Origin of the sequence: Campylobacter jejuni (assembly GCF_001457695.1) — a bacterium.
Lineage (GTDB): Bacteria > Campylobacterota > Campylobacteria > Campylobacterales > Campylobacteraceae > Campylobacter_D > Campylobacter_D jejuni.
This window is the reverse complement of sequence record NZ_LN831025.1, coordinates 1,346,845-1,367,562: the sequence shown is the minus strand read 5'-3', so window position 1 is coordinate 1,367,562 and position 20,718 is coordinate 1,346,845. Positions and strand designations below refer to the sequence as shown.

Below are 20,718 nucleotides of genomic sequence, written 5' to 3'. Positions count from 1 at the left end.
AGCCTTATAAATCGATGAAATTTTTATGTAAAATTGTATCTAAATTTGCATTTTTTAGGCAAGTTTTTATGAATTTATTGGGATTTTTATCATTATCATAAGGGTTTTTAAAATTTTTTAAATTTTGTTTAAATTCTTTGCTTTCTAATTTTTCAAAAGCTTGATCAAGATCGTTGATTTCGCAATCAATGATATTTTGAGTTCTTAAACGCCCTTTTTGTCTATCGCCTATATTAATGCAAGGAGTTTTAAAAAAAGGACTTTCACTAATACCGCTTGAAGAATTGCCTATCATGGCTTTGGCTATTTTCATAAGACTTAGGTATTTTTGTGAGCCAAGATTATCAAAAAGTTTAGCCTTGTGTGAGTTTTTTTGGCAGTAATTTTGCAAAATTTCATTGATTAAAAGTCCATTTTCATCGGCATTTGCTTTGGTAAAAATCAAACTTGCGTTTTTAAGGGTGTCAAGTTTTTTAAGTAAGGTTTTAATCTCTTTTTGAGTATTTTTTACATTTAAGGTTAAAGGATGATAAGTGATTAAGTAAAGTTCTTTATCTAGTTTCATTTCTAAGGCTTTTTCTAAATCTTTTTTGTTTAAAAAATTCATATTTTTTATGATAGTAGAAGCTAAAGAACCTATATTAAAAACCCTTTTTTCTTCTTCTCCAAGTTGCAAAAGCCTTTTTTTATAAATTTCATGACTTACAAAATGTAAATGTGACATTTTTGAAATGCTGTGTCTTATACTATCATCAATAGCCCCTAAAGTAAGCTCCCCGCCACATAAATGCACTAAAGGTATGTGCATCAAAAGACATACACTTGCTACGCTAAGCATTTCATAACGATCGCCTAAAATTACCACCATATCAGGTTTTAAGTCTTCAAAAGCATCGCTAAAAGCACTAAAAGCTAAACTCATGCTTTTGCAAAGGCTTATTTTATCATCATTTGCAAGTAGGATAGGAATTTTCTTAGTGATTTTAAATTCTTTTTCTATTTCTTTATAAGTGAGTCCAAACTCAGGGCTTAAATGTGCTCCTGTAGCGATGATTTGAAGGCTTAGATCTTTATCGTTTTGAATTTCATGACATAAATTTCTTAAAAGATACCATTCAGCCCTTGTTGCACTGACTATACAAATTTTTCTTTTACTCACGGATAAGCTCATCTTCTTTGTAGTTTTTAGTAGCAATTTTACCTAAAAACTCTTCATATCTCATAGCACTTATACCATTTGCGGGGCGTTTGGTAGTAAGATTTCCTTCGTTAAAAATTTCTCCTTTTTGGATATCTTTTTTAGCGACTAAACTTTTTCTTACTATGTTGATATTTTTTTGTTCGCTTTTACTTGCTTTTTTTATGCCATCACCCATTGCCTTTTGTATTTGTCTTATTTGGGTGCAAAGCATTTTTAGTTCTTGAGGTTCTAAACTTGCTTTATGATCAGGTCCTGACATATTTTTATCTAGGGTAAAATGCTTTTCTATCACACAAGCTCCTAAGGCAACCGCAGCTAGGGAAATGTGTATGCCCCTTGTGTGATCAGAATAGCCCACATCAAGTTTAAAAGCATCTTTTAAGCTTTGCATGGCTTTCAGATTGACCTCATCAAAAGGGGCAGGGTATTCTGTAGTGCAGTGTAAAAGAGTGATGTTTTGGCGTTTAGTACCGTTTTTGCAAAGCACATTTAAAGCTTGTTCTATCTCGCCTAAATTTGCCATGCCGGTTGAAAGTATGATTTTTTTATCAAGTTTTGCAATTTTTTTAAGATAGGGTAGATTGGTGATTTCTCCGCTTGGAATTTTAAAGATTTTTAAGCCTAACTCATTTAAAAGATCTACACTTTCAAGATCAAAAGGAGTAGAAAGAAAGGCGATATTGCATTTTTTTGCGTGCAAGATAAGCTCTTTGTGAGCTTTAAGATCGAGTTCAAGTTTTTGCACCATTTGAAGTTGACTCTCATCGCTAGCTGTGGTTTTAAGCTGATAGGGTGCTTTTTTAGCCTTTATACTGATGCAGTTTTTGGCTTTAAAACTTTGAAATTTAACAAAATCAGCCCCTGAGTCTGCTGCGACTTCTATTAACTTTTTAGCCAAATTTAAATCACCATTGTGATTAACCCCTGCTTCTGCGATGATAAGAGTTTTTTTCATAGTTTTGCCTTTATTTTGCCTTAAAATAAAGGCAAAATTTTATTTTTTAATACCTACATAAATGTAATGGTGTGCTGATCCTTCAAAATTATAAAAATTAATAGGATCATAATCTCCTAAAAATAAAGTTTCAAAAGGTTGAAAAAGATTTTCTAGATCTTGGGCTTTATCAATAAAATGTATAAAGCTTGTTTCATTTAATCTTCCATTAATTTCAACTTTACTCAAGCCATTTTTTTCTTCTTTTTGACTGTGGGAAAAATAATAATTTTTCTTGCTCATCATTGTAGCAAAAAGTATTCCACCCGTGTTTAAAAGTTCGTAAAATTCTAAAATATTTTGTTTAAGTTCTTTTAAGGGTATATAGTAAAGACTTTGATTTGCAAAGATGATATCCATATTTTCATCAAAAAGTCCTTTGATACTAGAATTTGGTTCTATAATTTTACAATATCCCCCCCCCCTAATATTTTGCTCCCAAATTTCTTTTAAACTTGGAACTATATCTATTCCGAAGGTTTTAAACCCTTTGCTTTGAAAATACGCTGAATGTACACCATTGCCACAACCAAAATCAAGTAAATTTCCATTTATTTTATTTAGTTTGTATTTTAAAATTCTTTCATAAAAACGTACTACATGAGCATCTGGAAAAAGTAATCCGTATCCATTTTCATTATATTTCATTGTATAAGTTTCTAATGAGTTTTGCATTTCTTTCCTTTATATTTTTATTGTAATTTATTTTTTAATTTAAATTCTCCAAAATCATTTTTATAAAATAAATCCATATTATAGTGTTTTTCTACTATTTTCCAAAATGTGGTTTTGCTAATACCTATGAAGTTGCAAAAATCTTCAACACATTTATTGTCAAGCTTATGATCTCTTTTTTGCACGAGTTCAATGGCTTCTTTTCTGCTTAAAAGCCCATAGCGCACAAAACGAGCTGCATAATCACTTGCCATAGCATGACCAAATTTGGGATATTTCATCCAAGCGTGTAGGATATAGCCTATACTATCAACTTGATCAAAATTTTCTGCACAATGACTTCTATCCCACTCATCTTGCAAATCGCTAAATCCACGACTTTTAGCAAAGATATAATTTGAGTAAGAATTCCATTTTATAAAATAGCTCAGATAAATAGGATCAAGTTTATCGAGTTTATCTTTGCTTGGATTGAAAAAAAGTTGCAAATTTTCTTCTTTGATTTCATCGTCTATAAATTCATTTATATCTAAATCACTAGCTACACCATTTAAAAATATTTCTTTGGCGCTAGGAGTTTCTTCGGTATCACTACCTCCATATTCATAACTAACATTTTCTCCATAAACCAATAAAGGTGTATTAAATTTTAAAGCCATAGCAAAAGGATAGCTGTAAATCAGTCTATCAATAAACCAAGTGGGTTTTCCATATTTTTCAAAGGTTTTTAGCATAACTTTTTTTTGAGTTTTGATATCAGGTTTTAAGCTAATGATATGACAACCAAAAGTTTCACTTAAATTTTTAAGATTTTTCTTACCTGCTTCAGTCATGGTGAAATTATCTTCAACGCTAAAAAGAATAGGATTCATTTCAAGTTTTTCTTTCATGATATGCACTTGAAAATGCGAATCTTTACCTCCACTTACGGCAATAGCACAATCATATTCAAATTTTCCATTCATTCTGCGGTATTTATCGCATAAGGCTTCAAGCTCTTTAAATCTTGCTTTATAATCAATATTTTCTTTATTTTTATGATTAACACAAGCACTGCATATATTTTTGCCATTTTCATCTTTAAAAAATTTAAGTCCGGGTCTGGTATCTGGCATAACACAATAATCACAATATTTCATTTTTACTCCATATAAAGATTGTAAAAATAACTACCCCCCCCCATTGCGGTATTTGAGGAAAAAATTATTTTTATAATCTTTACAAAATTTTTTATAATTTAAAACATCAAAAACTATCCCACCTATGTAAAAAAAGCTTTCAAGTGTTGAAAATTTTTGCTTAAAATAAAACAAATTATCATCATCCTTCACCCCACCGCCAAGTAGGATAAAATCAATATTTTTGTTTAAACAAAGTTCAAAAGAAAAATCAAGTAAAGCCGCATTGGCATTTTTTTCATTTTTATTTGCACTAAGATGATAGTAGGCAAATTTCTTACCTAAGAAAAAACTAGCATAGGCTAAAATTTCACCCCTATAACTTGCTTTTAAGATTAAGCTTTGTTTAAAATTAAAAAGCTCTTTAAAATAATCATCATCAAAAAAATAAAACTCACCTGCTTGATTTCTTCTCATGGTTTCATCGTAAAGTCTTTTAAAATCCTTAGCATCACTTGCCTTTGCCTTTGAAATTTCAAGTTCTTTTCTTGCTTTTTTCACATAAGTTTTTATTCTTGGACTATAATTGGCTCTGATTTGTTCTAAATTTTTATAGATTGGCACTATGACTATCTTTCTTTCTTTTAAGAAAAAATCAAGCTTTTTTTCATAAAAACTTAAATTTTTATCAAAAGGATGAAATCTTATAAAAAAAGCAACGATATTTTCCTTCAAAGCACGCTGTCTTAAATTCTCTAAAGCTCTCGTTAAAAAGGCTTTATCCATGCTATTGCTATAAATTCCACCATACCCATAAGGACTTTGCAAATCAAAAAAAGAAGTATTCTTTATACTTTTTTTATTGGCTACAATTTTTAAAAAATTTCCATTTTCTTTATAAACAAATTCAAAAACTTTTCCATAAAATTTTGCATATTCTTTTTGAAAATAAATGTCCTCGCCAAAATCATCACAAAAGAAATGATCATCTAATTTTTCAAGTAGAATTTTACTCATTTTCCAAAGCCTTGTTTTTGATAATCCCCCCCCCCATAGCTTCTGTAGAGCTTTTTTCACCTTCAAAGATTAAAATTTCTTCTTTGATACTTTGCTTATCCTTTAAGGTTTGGGTATAAAAATTGATACATTTTAATTCTTTATAAAGTTCTTTTAAGCTTTTTTCATCATCAAAACGCAAAGAACCCATTTTGATGTAAATTCCGTGATTTGGCTCGAAAAAATCTCCTTTGTCAGCTTCATATCCAAAAACTTGCTTGGATAAAGCACTAGAATAAAACTTGCCACCCTTTTTAAGTTTTCTAACGGCTTTTGTGAAAATATTTTTTGACTTTTCTCTATCGTTGCAACAAAGCGATGCCACATCTATAATGGCATCAAAACTATCATCTTTAAAACTATCTAATTTATCGATATAATCACCCAGTTCAATTTGCTTGATTTTATCACTTAAATTCTCATCTTTCATACGAGCTTTAAAACGCTCTAATCCTGTTTTGCTCCATTCTATACCACTTACACTAAAACCTTCTTTTGCACAAAACCATAAATTAGCTCCTGTTCCAAAACCAAGTTCTAAAATATTGATTTTACTTCTATCTTGCACATTATAAAAATTCCTTGCTATAAATCTTATAACATTTTCACTTGGATACTTGCCCCATTCTTTTTTAGAAAAAATTTGTTCCCATATATTCATATTTTATATCCTTCAACTATAAAAAGTTCATTTAATTGTTTGGTTAAATTTTTTTGTATGTGAATTTTTATATCACTAATACTATAGGTTGCACTCTCATAAAGTTTTCGTAAATCTTTTTCATCACAATACCTTATAATACCTGTGCAAGCATCACTTCCACTTGTAGGTTTTACTAAATGATACCCCAAACTCTCATCTTTTTCAAAACCATCATTGTAAAGACTTGGAGTTACAGAAAGAAATTTCCCACCTTTTTTGAGTTTTTTCATCGCTTTGTCTATAATCTTTTTAGTTTTATCAAAATCATTGTAAGCTAAGGAATAATTATCCATCCACGCATCAAAACTATCATCTTTAAAACTATCTAATTTATCGATATAATCACCCAGTTCAATTTGCTTGATTTTATCACTTAAATTCTCATCTTTCATACGAGCTTTAAAACGCTCTAATCCTGTTTTGCTCCATTCTATACCACTTACACTAAAACCTTCTTTTGCACAAAACCATAAATTAGCTCCTGTTCCAAAACCAAGTTCTAAAATATTGATTTTACTTCTATCTTGCACATTATAAAAATTCCTTGCTATAAATCTTATAACATTTTCACTTGGATACTTGCCCCATTCTTTTTTAGAAAAAATTTGTTCCCAAATTTTTTCATTGCTTCCCAAATTGTTTGAAATTTCTTCATTGCTAATATATTTTTTCATTAACGCTCCCATTTTAAAAAGTTTTCATTTTAACATAAATTGTTTATTTTCTTCTGACACTGCTAGGTAAATTAACCAAGCGTTTTTCTAAATTTTTGGTATTTATAAGCTCATCGCTTTGACAATCTTGAAAAGCTTTTAAACTTGGTAAGCTTTTCCATACAGGGCGAACAAAAATATTATTTTTCAAGCATTCTTCTAAAAAGATATTTCTTAAATTTTCATCCTTAAAAAGCAAGGTATTGAGCCAAAAATTGCTTTTTTCATTGCTTTTTTCATCGATAAATTCGCATTTATCGTGATTTTTAAAAAAATCCTTGTAAATTTTAGCAAGTTCTCTTTTGTTTTCTAAAAAAGGTTCTAAATTTTCAAGTCCTGCAAGCAAGATCGCTGCGTTTACATTACAAAGACGGTAATTATAAGCTATCATGTCATGATCGTATTCGTAAGGATGGGGGATTTTGGCTGTGGTGCTAAGGTGTCTTGCAAGCTTAGCTAAATTTTCATCATCGCTTAGTATCGCTCCACCACATCCGCCTGTGATGATTTTATTGCCATTAAAGCTTAAAATTCCACATTTTCCAAAAGTGCCTAAGGCCTTATTTTCATAAGTGCTTCCTAAGGCTTCTGCAGCATCTTCGATTAAAAGAATGCGGTATTTTTCACAAAGCTCTTTGAGGGCTTTGATATGAGCGCTTAAACCAAAGGTATGCATGATAACACAAGCTTTGATGGGTTTATGTGTAGTTTTGTTATAGCTAAAACCATTTTTTTGATAAGTTTGATTTTCTAAAAAATGCTCTAAAGCCTTAGGACTTAAACTTAGAGTATTTTCATCTATGTCTAAAAAAACGGGCTTTGCGCCTGTGTAAGCGATAGCATTGGCCGTGGCGACAAAGCTTATGCTTTGAGTGATGACTTCGCAGTTTTCATCGATACCATTGGCTAGTAAAGCGATATGAAGGGCTGCTGTGCCTGTATTTGTAGCGATGACAAAGCGTGCTTTGGTTTTTTCTTTTAAAGCTTCTTCAAAACGCGTTACAAATTCTCCTACGCTTGAAACAAAACCGCTATCGATACATTCTAAGAGATATTTTTTCTCATTGCCTATAAAGCAAGGCTCATGTAGGGCGATATTTTCTTTATTGAAAAGACTTTTTATAAAAGAAATTTCTTTTTCAAACATTATAAAGTTCACTTTTATAATTTTCTAAATTTTCTTTAAAATACTCTATACTTTGTCTTAAACCTTCTTCTAGACTTATTTTGCTTTGCCAATTTGTAGCTTTTTTAAGCTTGTTTGCATCGCAACAAAGTCTAAAAACTTCGCTATTTTTAGGACGCAATCTTTGCTCATCTTGGATGATTTTTACCTTAGAATCTAAAATTTTTTGTATGAGATCAAGTACTTCTTGCATGGAGTATTCCACTCCTGAGCCTATATTATAAACTTCTCCAAAATGTTTTAAATTTAAAAGAGAGATAAAACCTTCACAAGTATCTAGCACAAAATTTAAATCCCTTTTAGGGCTTAAATCTCCTAGTTTGATTTCCTTTGCTCCGCTTAAAATTTGTGTGATGATGGTAGGTATGATGGCTCTTGCGCTTTGTCTTGGGCCATAGGTGTTAAAAGGGCGTGCAATATTGACATTTAAATTAAAAGAATTATAATAACTTAGTGCCATCATATCTGCAGCGATCTTACTTGCAGAATAAGGGCTTTGAGGTTGTAAAGGGTGTTTTTCATCGATAGGCACATAAAAGGCCGTACCATAAACTTCGCTTGTTGAGGTGTGGATAAAATGTGAAATCTTGTTTTTTTTAGCTGCTTCGAGCATATTTAAAGTACCATTAACATTGGTATCCACATAGCTTTGTGGGGCTGCGTAGGAGTAGGGGATGGCGATTAAAGCACCAAGATGAAAGATCGCATCTATGTTTTTGGTAATTTTTTCGCAAAAAAAGCTATCTCTTAAATCCCCGCTTATAACTTCCATGTCTTTTAAAAAAGGACTTTTTTCTAAATGTCCCCAAAAATTAAAAGAATTATATTGGCTTAAAGCTCTGACTTTAAAACCTTTTTTGACCAAACTTTCACAAAGATGAGAACCTATAAAACCATCAGCACCTGTAACTAAAATATTTCTCACCTTCTCACCCTTTCCATCCATTTATCTAATTTTCTTTCTTTAAGTTTTTCTTCTAAAGGAAGTATATTTTTAATCAAAGCATTTTCTTGTGCTTTAATATGTCCATAAACTAATTCCATAAATTCTAAATGTTCTTTTATCCAAAGAATACTTTTATTAAAAGCATCTTCTTTGGTTTTAGGATTTAAAACATAAATTCTAGCAAGATTAAGTTCAAATTGTATGAATAAAGATTGCAAGATATCATACAAATCTTGCATTTGTTTTATATCTTCAAGTTTGTTTTTAAACTCATCTATTTTTTCAATAGCTAAATTGATATCCTCTTCTTTTTCATTTAAACTCAAATATATACTTTGTATATTTTCAAAATCATTACTTAGAATTTTATTAAAATCTCTACAATGCTTAATACTTTGATAAACTTTATAATAAGCCTTAAGTAAAAACTCATTTTGTTTATTTAAACTTAAAGGTTCTAATTTTTCAAAAGGTTTATTTAAATCTTTATCAAGTAAATTCTCACAAGCCCATAAAAAAGGTTTTTCTATAGTTCCTTCTATCCTTGCTCCACCTTCGGTGCAGTTGTAGGTGGTGATACCCATTTTTATAGTGTTTGGAATTATTTCATTTTCAAAATAGTTTTTAAACAAAATCCATATAGCGTGAGTTTTAACTTCTTCTTTCTCGCCATAAGCTTTGGTTAAAATGTGCTCATACATTTGACTTTCATAGTTAGCTGAATTTTGATAATCATCAGGATGAGAATTGCCATTTTCAGCATAAGCTAAATCCTGTCCTATGAAAATGATATTTTTATGATTGAGATAAGTTGCTAGGTAGGCTAACATATGTGCAACGCTAAATCCTACGGCAGCATAAGAAAAATCTTTAAGATTTATATAATATGGTAAACCAAGAACTTTTTGAGTGATGACTAAATTTCTACCCTTTAAATACTCAATCGCCTTTGGATGAACAACACCAGCACAAATAAATACAATATCCCTATCAAATTCCCCAAAATCATGATTAAAAAATTCAGCCGTAAATTCACTTCTTTCAAGCATGCAAACATAATCAGGCTTGATATCATGTTTAGCTAAAATAGGATAAGAAGAATCTGCACAAAAAATCGTAGCTGTATTAGCATATTTTTTTAACAAAGGAAGTTGTTTAGTAAGAGATGGTCCTGTAGAAACAATAATAGCTGTATCACTTAAATTTTTTCTTTTAGAAAGGAGTTTTGTATAACTAGGATGAGTGATCATTTGAGGTAAGTTATAAACAAATTGTTCTATGCCTTGAAGAGTATCTGTTGAATCATTACCATGAGAAATAATAGAATCTTTAAAATACTGTACTAGCTTTTTATTTAACTCCAAAACATCTTCATGAAATCTTTCATAATAATGACTCATTAATTCTAAAAAATAAATTCTAGAAAATTGAAAGAAAGGTTTAAAAGAACAAAGTTCATTATAATCTTGAGTTTGTAATTTATCATTTTCCAAAATCATCAATCTTGCACTTTGCAATTCATTTGAAAAATCTAAGATATGAAACATGATCCAAATGATTTCTATATCTTTTTCAAAAACAACAATATGCTGATGATTTTTATTTTGTAATAAAGCTTTAAATAAAACTCCATTTCCAAAACCATAAAAATACAATACAGGATAAAGTAGGTATTTGTCGTTGTAAGTGTTTAACATAGCTTGCAACTCTTTAATGGGATCTTGATAAAGTAAATTTTCATTATACCCCCCCCCATTATTTTTTATACTTGTATCTTTTAAATTGATATCTAGATTATCTTTACCTAAGATAAGTTCAAATTTACTAGACTTGATTTCTTTTAAACTTTCTTTTAAAAGAATATTACCTAAAGCCTCAATGTTTTTGTTAAAGAGTTCTTTTTGGGTAGGGGTGAAGGTCATTGGAAATCTCCTTGTTTTAAAGCATCGCCAAATTTTATATCTTTACTGGCTTTTTTTCCTAAAAGTTCTTGATAAAATTTAGGATGCAACCCAAAAGAGGGACGCACGGATTTTACATTTTCTTCGCTGAAAATTTCACCTTTTTTGATATCCTTACTTGCGTATAAGCTTCTTGCAAAAACACGGTTTTTAAGAGCTTTTTCATCTAAGTCTAACTTATCATCGCCTAAAGCACTTTCAGCTTGTCTTACTGCATCTACCATAGCTTTAAATTCATCAAAATCAAGACTAAATTTACTGTCTTCACTTTCTATATTTTTATCTAACATAAAATGCTTTTCTATCACTCTAGCTCCAAGTGCTACTGCCATAACAGGTGCTAAAAAACCAAAACTATGATCGCTTAATCCCACTTCAACATTAAATTTTTCTTTTAAACTTACTATACCTTTTAAATTCATATCTTCTATGGCAGCGGGATAAGCTGAAGTGCATTTTAAAAAGATCAAGTCAGGATTTTTTTCTTCTTTAAAAATTTCACAGATTTTAAAAAGTTCTTCTTCTGTAGCAATGCCTGTTGAAACGATAGTAGGTTTTTTTTCTTTGGCGATTAAACGCACGAAATTTTCATCATTGGCTTCAAAAGAAGCGATTTTATAGGCTATAGGATCAAAGCGTTTAAGAAATTCTACATCTTCTTTAGCAAAGGGACTTGAAAAACAAAGTATGCCTTCATTTTGTGCGGTTTCAAAGATTTGAGAATGCCATTCATAAGGGGTTTTTGCACTTTGATAAAGCTCGTAAAGTTTTCTTTTGTCCCAAAGTCCTCCTTTGATGATAAAATCTTCTTTATCGCTATTTAGTGTGAGGCTATCTGGAGTGTAAGTTTGGATTTTTATCGCATCAGCACCTGCTTTTTTGGCAGCTTTTATACTTTGAAGTGCCATTTCAAGACTTCCTGTGTGATTGGCACTAAGTTCTGCTATGATAAAAACTTTTTTATCGGTGTTAAAATTTCCTATTTGCATGTATTTCTTTCTTTGGTAAATTTCCTACTAAAAATGATATATAATTATATTATATATTTCTTCAATTTATATATTTATATTATATAAATATTACGACTTTGTTATGATTTTGCTTGATTTTATTCAAAAAATGCGATAGGGATTTAAATCATAGAATTCATTCATTTTTTAATTTTTATATAATATAAATACATAAAATTATAAAATAAAATTTAATTATAACGATATATATTCAAGACTAACTAAAGGAAATTTATGAGATTTTGCAAAAAATGTGTGATGCCCGATACTAAACCTGATTTACATTTTGATGAAGAAGGGATTTGTGATGCTTGTCATTCTCAAGAAGCTAAAAATAAAAAAATCAATTGGCAAGAAAGAGAAAAAGAATTTTTTGAGCTTATAAAAAAATACAAAAAACATCCTGTTTATGATTGTGTTATCGGAGTAAGTGGCGGAAAAGATTCTACTTTTCAAGTAGTTAAAATGCTTGAACTCGGACTTAATCCTTTGTGTGTGTGTTTTGAGCCTAGTGTGCCTACGAAAATAGGGCGCAAAAATTTAGACAATTTAAATCATTTGGGCGTGGATTTGATCCATATCAAGCGTGATCCAAAAGTTTATCAAAAACTTGCCCGTGAAGCTTTTGTAAGAACAGGGGATAATGAGTGGCAAAACCATTTGGGAATTTTTACTTCTGTTCCACGCATAGCGGTAAATTTTGGAGTGCCTTTGATCATCTGGGGGGAGAGTCCCCAGATAGAGTATGGCGGTCCTGCGAGTAGTAAAAATAAAAATATTTTAGGCAGAGAGTGGCTTGAAGAATTTGGCGGACTTTTAGGAAACCGTGCTTCTGATATGCTTGGGGTGAATGGCATCACTGAAAAAGATTTGTTTTTATATACTTATCCAAGTGATGAAGAACTTCAAAGAGTAGGGGTTACGGGACTATTTTTAGGGTATTATTTTAAATGGGACTATAAAAAAATTCTTGAAATTTCTAAAAAATATGGTTTTTTAACTCTAGATCATCCCGTTGAGACTACTTATGAAAATTTTGAAAATTTAGATTGTTATTCTAATCATGTGCATGATTATTTAAAATACTGCAAATATGGCTTTGGTAGAGCAACAGATAATGCTTGTTTGGATATTCGTTTAGGCTATATCAGCCGTGAAGAAGGGGTGCGTTTGGTGCAAAAATACGATGGCAAGCCCCCTAAAAAGGCTATTAAAAAATACCTTGAATTCAGTGGTTTTAGTGAAGAAGAATTTCAAAAAATCGTAGATTCTTTTACTAATAAAAAAATCTTTAAACGTGATGAAAATGGCAAATTTATAAGAGATTATGATGGTTCTTTAGTAAGAAAAGACGAGTGTGTTTTAAAATGATAGCGCTGATTGACTACAAGGCGGGAAATTTAAACTCCGTTGCTAAGGCTTTTGAAAAAATAGGAGCTACAAATTTCATAGCTAAAAATCCAAAAGATTTGCAAAAAGCAGATAAATTGCTTTTACCCGGAGTGGGATCTTTTAAAGAAGCGATGAAAAATTTAAAAGAACTTGGTTTTATAGAAGCTTTAAAAGAGCAAGTTTTGGTGCAAAAAAAACCTATTTTAGGCATTTGTTTGGGAATGCAGCTTTTTTTAGAAAGGGGCTATGAAGGTGGAGTTTGCGAAGGACTTGGTTTTATAGAAGGTGAAGTAGTCAAATTTGAAGAGGATTTAAATTTAAAAATCCCACACATGGGTTGGAATGAACTTGAAATTTTAAAACAAGAACCTTTGTATCAAGGCATAGATGATAAGAGTGATTTTTATTTTGTGCATTCTTTTTATGTGAAATGCAAAGATGAGTTTGTAAGTGCTAAAGCACAATATGGGCATAGATTTGTTGCATCTTTACAAAAAGATCATATTTTTGCGACGCAGTTTCATCCTGAAAAAAGTCAAAATTTAGGCTTAAAACTTTTAGAAAATTTCATAAGGCTTTAAATGTTAAAAACTAGAATTATCCCTTGTGTGTTATTAAAAAATTCTCAACTTGTTAAAAGTATAGAGTTTAAAGATTTTCGTACTATAGGACACTTAACTTCAACAATGAGAATTTATAATGCACGCAATGTTGATGAACTTATTATCTTAGATATAGATGCTTCAAAAAGCGGAGAAATAGATTTTGAAAGTATAGAAGATCTTGCTAAAGAATGTTTTATGCCCTTAACTATAGGTGGAGGCATAAAAACTCTTGAAGATATACAAAAGATTTTAAATTTAGGTGCGGATAAAATTTCTATCAATTCTAAGGCCTTAGAAGATATGGATTTTATAAGTAAAGCGGCTAATCGTTTTGGTTCTCAATGTATAGTTTGTTCTATAGATGTTAAAAGAAAAGGAGGGCAATTTTGTGTTTATGATAGGGGAAATTTACTCGAAAAAAGTCCTTTAGAACTTGCTTTAGAATATGAAAAAAAAGGAGCTGGAGAGCTTCTTTTAACTTCTGTGGATTTTGAAGGAAGGGCAAAGGGTTATGATTTAGAACTTTTAAAGATCTTTCAAAATAAACTTAAAATTCCTCTTATTATCAATGGAGGACTTGGTAAGCCAAGTGATGGAGTTAAGGCTTTAAATTTGGGTGCTGATGCTTTAGCGGGTGCTTATATTTTTCATTTTTCTAAGTATACCCCTAAAGATGTAAAAGAAGAATTAGCTAGGCAAGGCTTTGCAGTCAGATTGCTTTAGGCAAATATGGTAAAAATCTTTATCTTCATCATAAATAGTAAAATGATTTTGTTGATATAATTTTAAAGCTTTGCGATTGTCTTTGAAGATATAAGCTTTAAGAGTATTTACTTTTAAGTTTTCAAAAGCGTATTTTATAATTTCATTCATTAAAATTTGTCCTACGCCTTTTAAATTAGGTTTTGCGTAAAGTCCAAATTCGCAAGATTTAGTTGTGATATTGACAAAATCAATCACACCGATAATCTGTTCATCTTGAAAAACTAAAAAATATTTTTTGCTAGAATCTTGATGTAAATTTTTTAAAAATCTTAAATGTTCTTCAAAATCAATATATTTTGTTTTCATAAATTGACTGATATCGGGGTGATTGCGCCATTTAAAAATCAGCTCTATTTCTTGAGAATTAAGTTCTGTGAAATTTTTAAGTTTTATCAATACCTATACTCCACTTCATAGCCTTTTTTAGCAAGCCAATTGGCTAGTTTTTCTTGATTTTTAGCAACACAGATGGCTTTAAAATTTGCTTTTAAAAGTAAGGCTTCATTGACTAAAGAACTTGCACTGATGATGAGTTTATTGCTCTCATTCATCAATTTTGCAATATTTTCATGATCGATAAATAATCTAATATTGTTATGCAATTTTGCAAATTTTTGCAATTTTTTAAGATTGGGATTAGAAGAGCTGGTTGCAATGCTTATGATTTTTGTTTTAGGTAATTCGCTGGCGATTTGTAAAGAAAGATTTTTTATATCAGTTCCACCCATGCAAATGAAAAAATCATATTTTTTTTCTCTATTTTCTTTGGCCTCTTGATAAAATTCTTCCCTGATTAAAGCATAAGAAAAACCACATCTTACTTCGCATTTAAAAGGCACTAAACCTTCATAATCACTTGCTTTTGCATAGGCATTGACATTGAGTAAAATGTCACAATGATGAGGCTTTATTTCATCATCAAAGCTTAGAATTTTCACCCCTGTTTCAAGTTTGATCAGCTTTTCATCATCTACACTGATGCCATAGTGATCGATGATTAGAAGTTCAAATTTTTCTTCTTTGATGAGATTGATAAGCTCGTAGATACTTTCGCTACTAAGCTCATAAACAGGATAAGGAATTTCATCGATCAAGGAGCCTTCTAAAGGCAAGCAAGCAAAACTTACGTCATCATATTGTTTAGCTAGGACTAGATCGCGTTTAATATGTCCAAAGCCTATTTGACTGGAGCTATCGCTTCTAAAAAGTACTTTCATGATTTACCTTATAAAGTATTTTTGCAAATTCCAAATCTTGTATGGTGTCTATATCGCAAACTAAATTTCTTGGCAATACAAATACACTAGAATGAGGTTTAAATATAAAATCTTCCTCAAGCCAAGCTTTGCTTGTACCAAAATAAAAAGCCCCTGCATCATGATAAGCTTTTGTTAAATCTTGTGAGCGACTTTTGTAATGTTTTTCATCAAACATATAAACTTGATTGTTTTTATTTAAATAAAAAGCCCTTTGTATAGGATACTCAAACTCAGTAGCAGCAAATAAAAACTTGCTTTGATTTTGGATAAATTTTTCATAGGCTTGTTTTAAAATGTCTTTATTTAACAAAGGAGCGGTAGCATAAAGGCAACAGACATTATCATAAATTTGATTTTGGCTTTGTAAAATTTCTATGGCATTTTGCACTACAGCAGTGCTTGAAGCATAATCATCGCTTAAGTTTTTATCACGCACAAATGGAGTTTTTGCACCGTATTTTAAGGCTACTTCTATGATTTCTTCATCGTCGCTTGAAAGCACCACTTCATCAAAAATACCTGAATTTAAAGCATTTTCTATGCTATAAGCGATTAAAGGTTTACCTAGAAAATCAATGATATTTTTTCTAGGAATTCTTTTTGATCCACCACGAGCAGGGATGATACAAAGATTTTTCATAGCTAAGCCTTGTTTTTTGTGTTTTATTTTACTAAAATTTAAGTATAATTGTCTTTAAAATACAATAAAATAATGCAAATGGGGTGGAATAATGCTCATAAATCAAACCTTTGAAATTGATTCTTGTGATGATGTAGAATTAAATATAAAAAGAACTAGCAAACTTGAATACCGCATCAGTTATGATGATGAAAAAGAGATTAAAGCTATAGTTTTTATAATAGGAGGTTATGGAGCCAATGCAAATATATATTTTTTAGACTCTTATAGAAATTATATTGCTAAAAATTTTGATGTTGTAGCAGTGCATGTTTTTTATCATTGTTTTTGTCAAAGGCGTTCGGATGTTGAAAAGTATTCAACATTAGCAGATTTTACAAAAGATGATTTAAAATTAATAGAAAAAGTGCTTCGTAAATACAATATTCCATGTGATCAATTAGCCAATAATACTGTAGTTAGTCATTGTGAATATTTGAGCGAGATTATGACAGAATTAAAAATGTTAAATCGATTGCCTTATGATTTTGAAGAAAGACTAAGTGCAACTTTTATTCCTTCGCGTGGAGAATATCAAAATTTTGGCATTATGGCAGCTATTGATCATATCAATGCTTTAAAAGATCTAGTTAAACGCTTTCCAAAACTTGCAGATTTACCAAAAATTTATGGCGGGGGGTCTTATGGAGGATACTTAGCCTTGCTTATAGCAAAAATAGCTCCTTGGTATGTGGATGGTGTGATTGATAATTCAGGTTCGGCTGTTCCACCGCTTAATTATATTATTGGTAGAGAGTTGGAATTTAAAAGCAAAGATACTAATGGGGATATGTATATGCAGGGCGATCATTTTTTTGTGAGTTGTTTTCTAAAAACCCACTGGACGCGTAAAGAAAATTCACCTTATTTTTTTAATAATGAAAATTATTTTATTAGAACATTGTTAAATAAAGATCATTTGATTTTACAAAGTGAAAAAAATAAAAATATTATTTATGTGAGTTATCATAGTAAAGAAGATCCTTTAACTCCAGCAAATTTTAAAGAACAAACCATGCAAATATTAAAAATTTTAGGTTACGATGTAAGCTTAAATTTGATAGATGAAAATAAAATTGATGGAAAATTTATTAAAAATTTAGATCATGGTTGTGGTATACCTGATAAAGCCTTATTTAGAAAAGAACTTCCTTTAATGCTTGAAAAATTGCAAAAAAGAAAATCTTTAATGCAAGAAAATTCCATCTCTTATCCTTGTGGAAATAAAGTGTTTATATTTAAAGATGTGGGAGATAAATTTGTTTTATGTATCAAATAAAAGCTTGTTCTATCATGTTTTTAATGGCTTGAAAGCTTTCAAAATTTTCAGGTGTGATAAATTCTGCTTTTAAGGGTTTTTTATAAAATTTTTCTATTTCAGCAACCAAAGCCATGATATCGATACTATCGATAAGATCTTCACTGACTAAATCTTGCATGTTCTCATCGATATCGGCTCTATCTATGTTGATAAAAAATTGTTTGATTTCTTGCATTTTTATTCCTTTGTGATTTTTAAAATGGTATTATCGCTTAAATTTAAAATTAAATCAAGTTCATTGATCTCATAAAACAAAATTTCTTTTTCCTCTCCTAAGATTTTCAATCTAGCCTTAGGCACTCCGATTAAAGCGCCACAGTCCATAGCTCTTAAAAAGCGAGAAATTTTTTCTTTATCCCAAGTAAGATCTAAATAACCCTCATTTGGCAAAGCCAATTTTTTGTGATACCCCGCCCCTAAAGTTTGAATTTTAAAGATCTTATTTTCTAAATTCTTTAAAGCTTCTTTAAATGAAGCTATAGCAAGTTTGTGTTGGGTATCTAAAAGACTTAAGGCGGTAAAATTATCATCAAGCTTTATTTCTTTTTGAGTTAAAATCGCACCCGTATCGATACTTTCTTCAACCATGTGCCAAGTAATGCCTGTTTTTTATCATTTTCCCATATGTTCCAAATTCTTGCATTACATCCTTTATGAAAAGGTAATAAAGCATTATGATAATTTATAATGGTATTATTTTGCACTCATTCTTTTTTGAAAATATAAGAATTATTTGCACTAATAATAAGGCAATTTTTAAGATTTTTACAAAAATCATCTAAATTTTCTATATTTTTTGCAAAAATCACTTCTTGCTTAAAAAAATCACTAGCTATTTTTTGGCATTCTTTAGTGACTTTTCCTGTACCTATGATATAAATGTGTGAGTAAGTCATTAGAAATTCTTATAAAATTTTAAATTAATATGATTAAAACAAAAACCCGCCCTTTTATAAAAATTAATGGCTTTTTGATTTTTTTCTTCTACAAAAAGTTTAAAGAATTTATTTTGAGTATTGGCTGCAAAATAATGATTTAGTAAAGCAAAAGCCACATTTTTATGCTTTAAATTTCTATCTACAGCTATAAAATCTAAAAAATTAGCATTGAGAGTTTGAGTGTAGATCAAAGCAGCGTGAATTTTTTCATTTTCTTTATAAACAAGTATATTGGGTATTTTTTCTTTAAGATTTTTTTGTGAAAAATAAAACAAATATGGATCAAAATATTTTCTAAAAAAGTTATAAAGTTCTTTGCTATCTTCATGTAAGGCTTTGGAGATAAAGCAAAATTTACTCGGTTTTATCTCTTTGTTAAGCACCATTTGTTTGTGATTGAGTATTTTTTTAAAATGATTAAGTTTTAAAAATTCATCATGTAAAGCATGCTTAGGGGCTTTGCTTAAGATTTTTATATAACATGCTTTTAAATCATAATCTTGCAAATCGTTGATAAAATAATACAACAAACCATCTGTGCGATTAAAAAAGAAAAAATTATTATTTTCATGTTTTTCTAAGATGAGCTCTTGTTTTAAAATTTTCTCTTGGATTAGATTAAAATTATCATAACAATTGCTTAATTTAAATCCTTCATAAAAGGCTTTTTCAAATGAGTTCATGTAAGGCTTTTCTATCGATTTTACTGTTTTGATTAAGCTTAAATTTTTCGATTTTAATAAAATTTTTTGGGATCATATAAGAAGGTAATTTGTCTTTTAAAAAAGCTTTAAAGTCAAGCTCTTCATCACTTTCGTAAAAACAAATGATTTTTTCTTTAAAAATGCAAGCACATAAAATGATTTTACTATGAGAATTAATCACACTTTCTATTTCTCCAAGTTCTATCCTATGCCCCATGAATTTAATTCTATTATCATTTCTTCCGTAGCACAAAAGCTCTCCAAATTCATTATAAGAAACGATATCTCCTGTTTTATAGAGTAAATCTAAATAATTATCATGCAAAGGATTTTGAATAAAAGCTTGTTTGGTTTTTTCTTTGTCATTATAATAGCCTAAAGATAAAGAAGTTCCACGCACGAAAAGCTCCCCTTTAACACCTATTTGCTTAGGGCTTATGAAATTCATATTTTCATCAAAAACTAAAAGTTCTGTGTTTTTATAAGCTTTACCTATAGGCAGAATTTCATTTTCTGAAAATTCTCTATCTAGGATATAATAGCAACATACATCAGTGATTTCAGTTGGACCATAACAATTAGCAAATAAAGCATTTGGAAGGTGTTTTCTCCAAATATTAAGTTGTTTAATAGGCATTATTTCTCCGCCTATTAAAATTTTATTTAAATTTTTTAAAGGATAGTTTTTTAAATTATCTTGATCTTTTATAAAATAAATCAAGACTGTAGGTTTCCAAAAAATCATGGTAATTTTTTCTTGTTCTAAATAATCTAAAATTTTATTTGGAAAGGCAAAAAGGTGATTGGGTATTAGATGTAATGTTGCTGATGGTTTGATAGTTGCAAGTATATCAGGCAAAGAAGCATCTACATATAAAGGAGCTTGATTGGCAATAATTTCATTTTCATCAACTTCAAAAGCCTCGCAAAAGTGAAAGGCATAATCAATCACACTCCTATGTGCTATGCTTACTCCTTTAGGAATGCCTGTGCTCCCACTTGTAAAGAAAACATAGAGTAAATTTGTATCTATATGTTTTTCTTTGGCATTTTTTATTAAATTCTCATCTATATTAAAACTTTCAAAGTCTTGTGTATAAAGCGTAGGTAAATCTAAGTTAAAATTTAAGTCCTTTGAAGTGATAAAAAGTTTAGGCTTTAAAACCTCTATAACTTTTTCTACTCTTTCTTTAGGACTTTTTTCATCTAAAAGGGTGTAAAAATTTCCACTGAGTGCCACTCCAAAAAATGAAATCAAACAATCAATCCCCTTAGGCAAGATGATTAAAACAGGAGCTGGAATAGGTTCATCATTTTTTAAAGTTTTTAAAATTTCACTGGCTAGTTTTTTAGAAAAAAGATCAAAGTCTTTGTAAGTGATTTCTTTTCTTTCCTTGGCAAAGGGTTCTACAAAAGCAGTTTTTTCGCTAAATTTGATTAAACTTTTTTCTAAAAAATCATAGATATGAGTTGTCATGATTTACCTTTTTAA

Annotated in this window: 21 protein-coding genes and 1 pseudogene; 4 read left to right on the top strand and 18 right to left on the bottom strand. The window is 29.9% G+C overall.

The window, feature by feature from the left end:
• Positions 1 to 4: 4 nt before the first annotated feature.
• From legG to pseI, 11 genes are read right to left on the bottom strand one after another with little or no spacing between them, the layout of a single operon-like run.
• The gene (gene legG / locus AT682_RS06980; protein ID WP_002811473.1) at positions 5 to 1,159 is read right to left on the bottom strand and encodes a GDP-N,N'-diacetylbacillosamine 2-epimerase (hydrolyzing); all 1,155 of its coding nucleotides are present in this window, start codon (positions 1,157 to 1,159) and stop codon (positions 5 to 7) included.
• Entirely contained in the window at positions 1,152 to 2,156 is a 1,005-nt protein-coding gene (gene legI, locus AT682_RS06975; RefSeq protein ID WP_002807490.1) for a N,N'-diacetyllegionaminate synthase, read from the bottom strand. Before legI ends, legG begins: the two co-directional genes overlap by 8 nt.
• 39 nt (positions 2,157 to 2,195) lie before the next feature.
• Positions 2,196 to 2,870 (bottom strand): class I SAM-dependent methyltransferase, encoded by a 675-nt coding sequence (locus AT682_RS06970; RefSeq protein WP_002882567.1) that lies wholly within the window; start codon positions 2,868 to 2,870, stop codon positions 2,196 to 2,198.
• A gap of 17 nt (positions 2,871 to 2,887) precedes the next feature.
• Positions 2,888 to 4,009 carry an N-acetyl sugar amidotransferase gene (locus tag AT682_RS06965; RefSeq protein WP_002882566.1) on the bottom strand — a complete coding sequence of 374 codons (1,122 nt, stop codon included), beginning with the start codon at positions 4,007 to 4,009 and terminating at the stop codon, positions 2,888 to 2,890.
• A 30-nt stretch (positions 4,010 to 4,039) separates the two neighbouring features.
• On the bottom strand, positions 4,040 to 5,005 hold the full coding sequence (locus tag AT682_RS06960) for a GNAT family N-acetyltransferase (RefSeq protein ID WP_002811468.1): 966 nt from the start codon (positions 5,003 to 5,005) through the stop codon (positions 4,040 to 4,042).
• A complete protein-coding gene (locus tag AT682_RS06955) occupies positions 4,998 to 5,705 on the bottom strand; it encodes a class I SAM-dependent methyltransferase (protein ID WP_014516834.1) in 708 nt (235 codons plus the stop codon). Before AT682_RS06955 ends, AT682_RS06960 begins: the two co-directional genes overlap by 8 nt.
• Positions 5,702 to 6,421, bottom strand: a complete 720-nt coding sequence (locus tag AT682_RS06950; RefSeq protein ID WP_016818178.1) for a class I SAM-dependent methyltransferase — start codon at positions 6,419 to 6,421, stop codon at positions 5,702 to 5,704. Before AT682_RS06950 ends, AT682_RS06955 begins: the two co-directional genes overlap by 4 nt.
• A 43-nt stretch (positions 6,422 to 6,464) precedes the next feature.
• On the bottom strand, positions 6,465 to 7,607 hold the full coding sequence (gene legC / locus AT682_RS06945; RefSeq protein WP_002883456.1) for an aminotransferase LegC: 1,143 nt from the start codon (positions 7,605 to 7,607) through the stop codon (positions 6,465 to 6,467).
• Complete coding sequence (legB, locus tag AT682_RS06940) at positions 7,600 to 8,571, bottom strand: 4,6-dehydratase LegB (RefSeq protein ID WP_002883455.1); 972 nt, start codon at positions 8,569 to 8,571, stop codon at positions 7,600 to 7,602. Before legB ends, legC begins: the two co-directional genes overlap by 8 nt.
• Positions 8,568 to 10,514 (bottom strand): motility associated factor glycosyltransferase family protein, encoded by a 1,947-nt coding sequence (locus tag AT682_RS06935; RefSeq protein ID WP_058207860.1) that lies wholly within the window; start codon positions 10,512 to 10,514, stop codon positions 8,568 to 8,570. Before AT682_RS06935 ends, legB begins: the two co-directional genes overlap by 4 nt.
• Positions 10,511 to 11,542 carry a pseudaminic acid synthase gene (gene pseI, locus AT682_RS06930; RefSeq protein ID WP_002883968.1) on the bottom strand — a complete coding sequence of 344 codons (1,032 nt, stop codon included), beginning with the start codon at positions 11,540 to 11,542 and terminating at the stop codon, positions 10,511 to 10,513. The genes AT682_RS06935 and pseI overlap by 4 nt, the downstream gene beginning before the upstream one ends.
• A gap of 255 nt (positions 11,543 to 11,797) precedes the next feature.
• On the opposite strand from pseI, the gene pseA reads away from it, so the two are divergent.
• Genes pseA through wbuZ form a run of 3 tightly spaced genes read left to right on the top strand, consistent with a single transcriptional unit; the run spans position 11,798 to position 14,283 of the window.
• Positions 11,798 to 12,934, top strand: coding sequence for a pseudaminic acid biosynthesis protein PseA (gene pseA, locus AT682_RS06925; RefSeq protein ID WP_002883074.1), 1,137 nt, complete (start codon positions 11,798 to 11,800; stop codon positions 12,932 to 12,934).
• Positions 12,931 to 13,536, top strand: a complete 606-nt coding sequence (hisH, locus tag AT682_RS06920; protein WP_079263882.1) for an imidazole glycerol phosphate synthase subunit HisH — start codon at positions 12,931 to 12,933, stop codon at positions 13,534 to 13,536. Before pseA ends, hisH begins: the two co-directional genes overlap by 4 nt.
• A complete protein-coding gene (gene wbuZ, locus AT682_RS06915) occupies positions 13,537 to 14,283 on the top strand; it encodes a glycosyl amidation-associated protein WbuZ (RefSeq protein ID WP_002883076.1) in 747 nt (248 codons plus the stop codon).
• Here the strand turns inward: wbuZ and pseH are convergent.
• From pseH to pseF, 3 genes are read right to left on the bottom strand one after another with little or no spacing between them, the layout of a single operon-like run.
• Positions 14,248 to 14,721, bottom strand: coding sequence for a UDP-4-amino-4,6-dideoxy-N-acetyl-beta-L-altrosamine N-acetyltransferase (gene pseH / locus AT682_RS06910; RefSeq protein ID WP_002819174.1), 474 nt, complete (start codon positions 14,719 to 14,721; stop codon positions 14,248 to 14,250). The genes wbuZ and pseH overlap by 36 nt on opposite strands.
• A complete protein-coding gene (pseG, locus tag AT682_RS06905; RefSeq protein WP_002846669.1) occupies positions 14,718 to 15,542 on the bottom strand; it encodes a UDP-2,4-diacetamido-2,4,6-trideoxy-beta-L-altropyranose hydrolase in 825 nt (274 codons plus the stop codon). Before pseG ends, pseH begins: the two co-directional genes overlap by 4 nt.
• Entirely contained in the window at positions 15,526 to 16,224 is a 699-nt protein-coding gene (gene pseF / locus AT682_RS06900; RefSeq protein WP_002846670.1) for a pseudaminic acid cytidylyltransferase, read from the bottom strand. The genes pseG and pseF overlap by 17 nt, the downstream gene beginning before the upstream one ends.
• A gap of 91 nt (positions 16,225 to 16,315) precedes the next feature.
• Here pseF and AT682_RS06895 point away from each other — a divergent pair, with 91 nt between their 5' ends.
• Positions 16,316 to 17,542, top strand: coding sequence for a DUF2920 family protein (locus AT682_RS06895; RefSeq protein ID WP_016818181.1), 1,227 nt, complete (start codon positions 16,316 to 16,318; stop codon positions 17,540 to 17,542).
• On the opposite strand, the gene AT682_RS06890 is transcribed toward AT682_RS06895, so the two are convergent.
• The 4 genes and pseudogenes from AT682_RS06890 to AT682_RS06875 all read right to left on the bottom strand — a co-directional run bounded on the left by AT682_RS06890 (position 17,535) and on the right by AT682_RS06875 (position 20,703).
• The gene (locus AT682_RS06890; protein ID WP_002883639.1) at positions 17,535 to 17,759 is read right to left on the bottom strand and encodes a hypothetical protein; all 225 of its coding nucleotides are present in this window, start codon (positions 17,757 to 17,759) and stop codon (positions 17,535 to 17,537) included. The genes AT682_RS06895 and AT682_RS06890 overlap by 8 nt on opposite strands.
• A 2-nt stretch (positions 17,760 to 17,761) precedes the next feature.
• Positions 17,762 to 18,480, bottom strand: a pseudogene (locus tag AT682_RS10025) (formyltransferase family protein).
• Complete coding sequence (locus tag AT682_RS06880; protein ID WP_002883642.1) at positions 18,480 to 19,205, bottom strand: GNAT family N-acetyltransferase; 726 nt, start codon at positions 19,203 to 19,205, stop codon at positions 18,480 to 18,482. The pseudogene AT682_RS10025 and the gene AT682_RS06880 overlap by 1 nt, the downstream one beginning before the upstream one ends.
• Positions 19,192 to 20,703: an AMP-binding protein gene (locus AT682_RS06875; RefSeq protein ID WP_002883643.1), complete on the bottom strand. Its 1,512-nt coding sequence runs from the start codon at positions 20,701 to 20,703 to the stop codon at positions 19,192 to 19,194. The genes AT682_RS06880 and AT682_RS06875 overlap by 14 nt, the downstream gene beginning before the upstream one ends.
• Positions 20,704 to 20,718 lie beyond the last annotated feature (15 nt).